Origin of the sequence: uncultured Shimia sp., from assembly GCF_913054185.1 — a bacterium.
GTDB lineage: Bacteria > Pseudomonadota > Alphaproteobacteria > Rhodobacterales > Rhodobacteraceae > Shimia.
On record NZ_CAJXIV010000163.1, the window covers coordinates 1 to 3,584 of the forward strand.

Annotated in this window: 4 protein-coding genes; 2 read left to right on the forward strand and 2 right to left on the reverse strand. The window is 59.9% G+C overall.

The features are described from left to right. A partial coding sequence (locus tag QZ517_RS19815) for a DUF1203 domain-containing protein (protein WP_294230718.1) occupies positions 1 to 413 on the forward strand: 413 nt, incomplete at its 5' end. Positions 414 to 601: 188 nt separating this feature from the next. Here the strand turns inward: QZ517_RS19815 and QZ517_RS19820 are convergent. Beyond that, a complete protein-coding gene (locus QZ517_RS19820; protein WP_294230720.1) occupies positions 602 to 1,513 on the reverse strand; it encodes a 3-keto-5-aminohexanoate cleavage protein in 912 nt (303 codons plus the stop codon). 74 nt (positions 1,514 to 1,587) lie between these two features. On the opposite strand from QZ517_RS19820, the gene QZ517_RS19825 reads away from it, so the two are divergent. Beyond that, complete coding sequence (locus QZ517_RS19825; protein WP_294230724.1) at positions 1,588 to 2,565, forward strand: GlxA family transcriptional regulator; 978 nt, start codon at positions 1,588 to 1,590, stop codon at positions 2,563 to 2,565. A 20-nt stretch (positions 2,566 to 2,585) separates the two neighbouring features. Here QZ517_RS19825 and QZ517_RS19830 read toward each other — a convergent pair. Then, the coding region (locus QZ517_RS19830) for a cobyric acid synthase (RefSeq protein WP_294230726.1) at positions 2,586 to 3,584 on the reverse strand (999 nt) is incomplete at its 5' end.

Consider the following 3,584-nt stretch of genomic DNA (forward strand, 5'->3'; position numbering starts at 1 on the left):
CCCGAACCGACTCCTATGGCAACGTCGTTGAAGTCGAGGTCAGCGACGGAGACGGCATCCCCTGCCGATCCTGCTTGAAAGTCACGCCCAAAGGATCGCCCTTTCTGATCCTCGCGCATCGGCCGTTTGAAAGCCAAAACGCCTACACCGAAACCGGGCCGATCTTTCTGTGCGAAAATTGTTCCTGCGCCGCACCCTCCAGCACCCTGCCCGCCATCCTGACCGCGCCGACCTACATTGTGCGCGGCTACTCTGCTGACGAACGCATCGTCTATGGCACGGGCCAAGTGACCCCGACCACGGACATCGCGAGTTACGCTGAAAGCCTGCTTGCCCGAGAGGACATTGCCTTTGTTGATGTGCGCAGCGCGTCCAACAACTGCTTTTTGTGCCGGGTTAAGCCCGCCGAGTGATCCAACAGCTTTCTTAACGCGCAACACCTGCCGCGAGGTGCGATTTTTTGCACCTCCGCAAAACAGCCGCGATACAGACACCTTACCGACGTGTTGCGCCGCTCGACCCAAATGCCGCGAACCGCTAAATCCAAAGCCGCCGCCCGCAGGTGTTGCGCACCATGCAGCCGGCTGGGCGGCGCGCTTGTTCATCCCTTCGGCGCCCGCTTCACCAGGCCAAGTTTCTCACGCACTTCCGCAGGCCCAATCACCCGCGCGCCCATGTTCTCAATGATGGTGCCCGCCCGCTCAACCAGCTGCCAGTTCTGCGCCAACTCGCCTTTGCCAAGCCACAGGTTGTCCTCAAGCCCAACCCGCACATTGCCGCCCGCCAGCACAGCCGCCGCGACATAAGCCATCTGATTGCGGCCCAACGCAAAGGCACTAAACGTCCAGTCATCCGGCACATTGTTGACCATCGCCATAAAGGTGTTGAGGTCATCCGGTGCGCCCCAAGGCACCCCCATGCACAGCTGCACCAGCGCGTCCGGTGCCAGAACGCCTTCCTTCACCAGTTCTTTGGCAAACCAAAGATGCCCTGTGTCAAACGCTTCGATCTCAGGCTTAACCCCCAGATCGGTCATCATTTTTCCCATGCTGCGCAACATGCCGGGCGTGTTGGTCATCACATAATCCGCTTCGGCAAAATTCATCGTGCCGCAATCCAGCGTACAAATCTCCGGCAGGCATTCCGCCACATGTGCCACCCGCTCCGTGGCCCCCACCATGTCTGTCCCTGCCACCGTTGGCAGCGGGCTTTCCACCCCGCCAAACACAATGTCACCGCCCATGCCCGCGGTCAGGTTTAACACCATGTCCACCTCGCTGTCGCGAATGCGGTCCGTGACTTCGCGGTAATAGCCCAAATCCCGGCTTGGTGCGCCTGTTTCAGGGTCGCGCACGTGGCAATGCACCACTGCCGCGCCCGCCTTGGCGGCGGCAATTGCACTGTCGGCAATCTGCTTTGGGCTGCGCGGCACATGTGGGCTGCGGTCCTGCGTTCCGCCCGATCCGGTCACGGCACAGGTGATGAAAACCTCACGGTTCATTTGCAACGGCATGGCGATTCCTTTCGTGTTCCTTGCCCAACCGTACCGCACTTGCCGCGCAACCCTTCTCACTATACGAAATCAATATGTCTATTTCCGCAGAATCCAGCGTTTTCCGCCACGATCCGACCCCTCTGGCTGTGGCCATTCTGGTGCTGGATGAGTGCAACACGCTCAGCTTTGCCGCCGCAGTGGACCCCATGCGGGCCGCCAACCGCCGTGCCGGAACAACTCTGTTTGACTGGCAGTTCTACACCGCCACAGAAGCGCCGGCCTCGCTCACAAGCGGTTTACAAATCAACAGCTTAGCCATCGATCAGTTGCTGCGCTGCGACCTCTTGTTGGTCGTGGCTGGCTTTCGATTGGAAGAACAAGCTACCCCACGCCTGTCGGCCTCCCTGCGGCGGCTTTATGCCACTGGCACCACCATAGCTGCCATCGACGGCGGCCCTTGGATTTTGGCCGAAGCGGGCCTGCTGGACGGTCACAGCGCCACCACGCACTGGGAAGATATTGAAAAATTCTCCCAACAATTCCCTAAGGTTACAACGCTCCGGGATCGTTTTTGCATCTCCGACCGCATCGCAACCTCTGGCGGCGCCAGCCCCTGCATCGACATGATGCTCTACCTGATTGAAACCCGCTACGGCGCTGAGCTCGCCCGCCGCGTCAGCAGCGCATTCCTCTATGATCCCATGCCCGCCAGCGCGCAGCGACCAATCTCTATACCCCGCGCGATCCACCATCACCCCAAGGTGATCAAAGCTCTGGACCTCATGGGGCAGACATTGGACGCACCGCTCTCCATCCCGGAAATTGCAACAAAAACAGGGCTTTCCACACGCACATTGGAACTCAACTTTCAAACCCACCTGCGCAAGTCACCGCAGGCTGTTTACCTGACCATGCGCCTCGAAGAAGCCCTGCGTCTCGCCACAGACACGCAAACACCGGTGCGCGACATCGCCCTCGCCACCGGCTTCAACAGCCCCACCAGCTTCGCCCGCGCCTTCAAAGCCGCACACGACACCTCCGTGCGTACATTGCGAACACAACGACGCTAACCCACTGAATTTATGTGTCTCTAACGCGCAACTGCCAACAAACCATCCACGTCCAGATGGGCCTCGATGTAGTCCGCCAAACGATCCAACACCGCCTCCACCGTGGCATCATAGCCTTCGTTGCCCACTTCTGCGCCTAATGCCGACAACCACGCCCGCCGAAACCCGTCGTCCCGGAACATACCGTGCAGATAACTGCCTGACACACGCCCATCCGAAGAAACCGCCCCCTCATCGCGCCCGTCCACAGTGGCAAACGGCCGTGCCCGATCTTCCCCATCAGTGCGCCCGATGTGGATTTCATACCCCGAAAACGCTTGCCCGGACGCCACATGCAACGCGGCAGTTTCCGTCAAACGTTTGTCCGGCGTCATCTCCGTGACCACGTCCAGCAGGCCCAAACCGTCCGTAGTGCCAGCCGCGCCTTCGATGCCTTCGGGATCACGCACCTCGTGGCCAAGCATCTGATATCCGCCGCAAATCCCCAGCACATGGCCGCCACGGCGCATATGCGCCAGAAGGTCCACATCCCAGCCTTGTTCACGCAGAAACGCCAGATCGCCTCGAGTGGACTTGCTGCCTGGAACAATCACCAAATCTGTGTCACCCGGAATGGGCTCCCCTGCCCGCAGCATGGTCAGCGACACACCCGGCTCCTGCGCCAGCGGGTCCAGGTCGTCAAAATTCGCAATCCGGGATAACCCAAGGCAGACCACGTTCAACCCGCCAGCCTTTTTGGCATTTTTGATGTCTAGCGCGTCTTCGGCAGGCAGTTTCCACGCTTCGCCAAAATACGGCAACACGCCAAAACCCGCCCAGCCGGTCGTGTCTTTAATCAGGTCGTAACCATCATCAAACAAGCTGGGATCACCGCGAAACTTGTTCACAAGGAAGCCCGCCACTAGCGCTGCGTCTTCTTCGGAAATCACCGCTTGCGTGCCCACGATCTGCGCGATCACGCCGCCACGATCGATGTCGCCCGCTAAAACAACCGGCACATCGGCAGCCTGTGCAAAGCC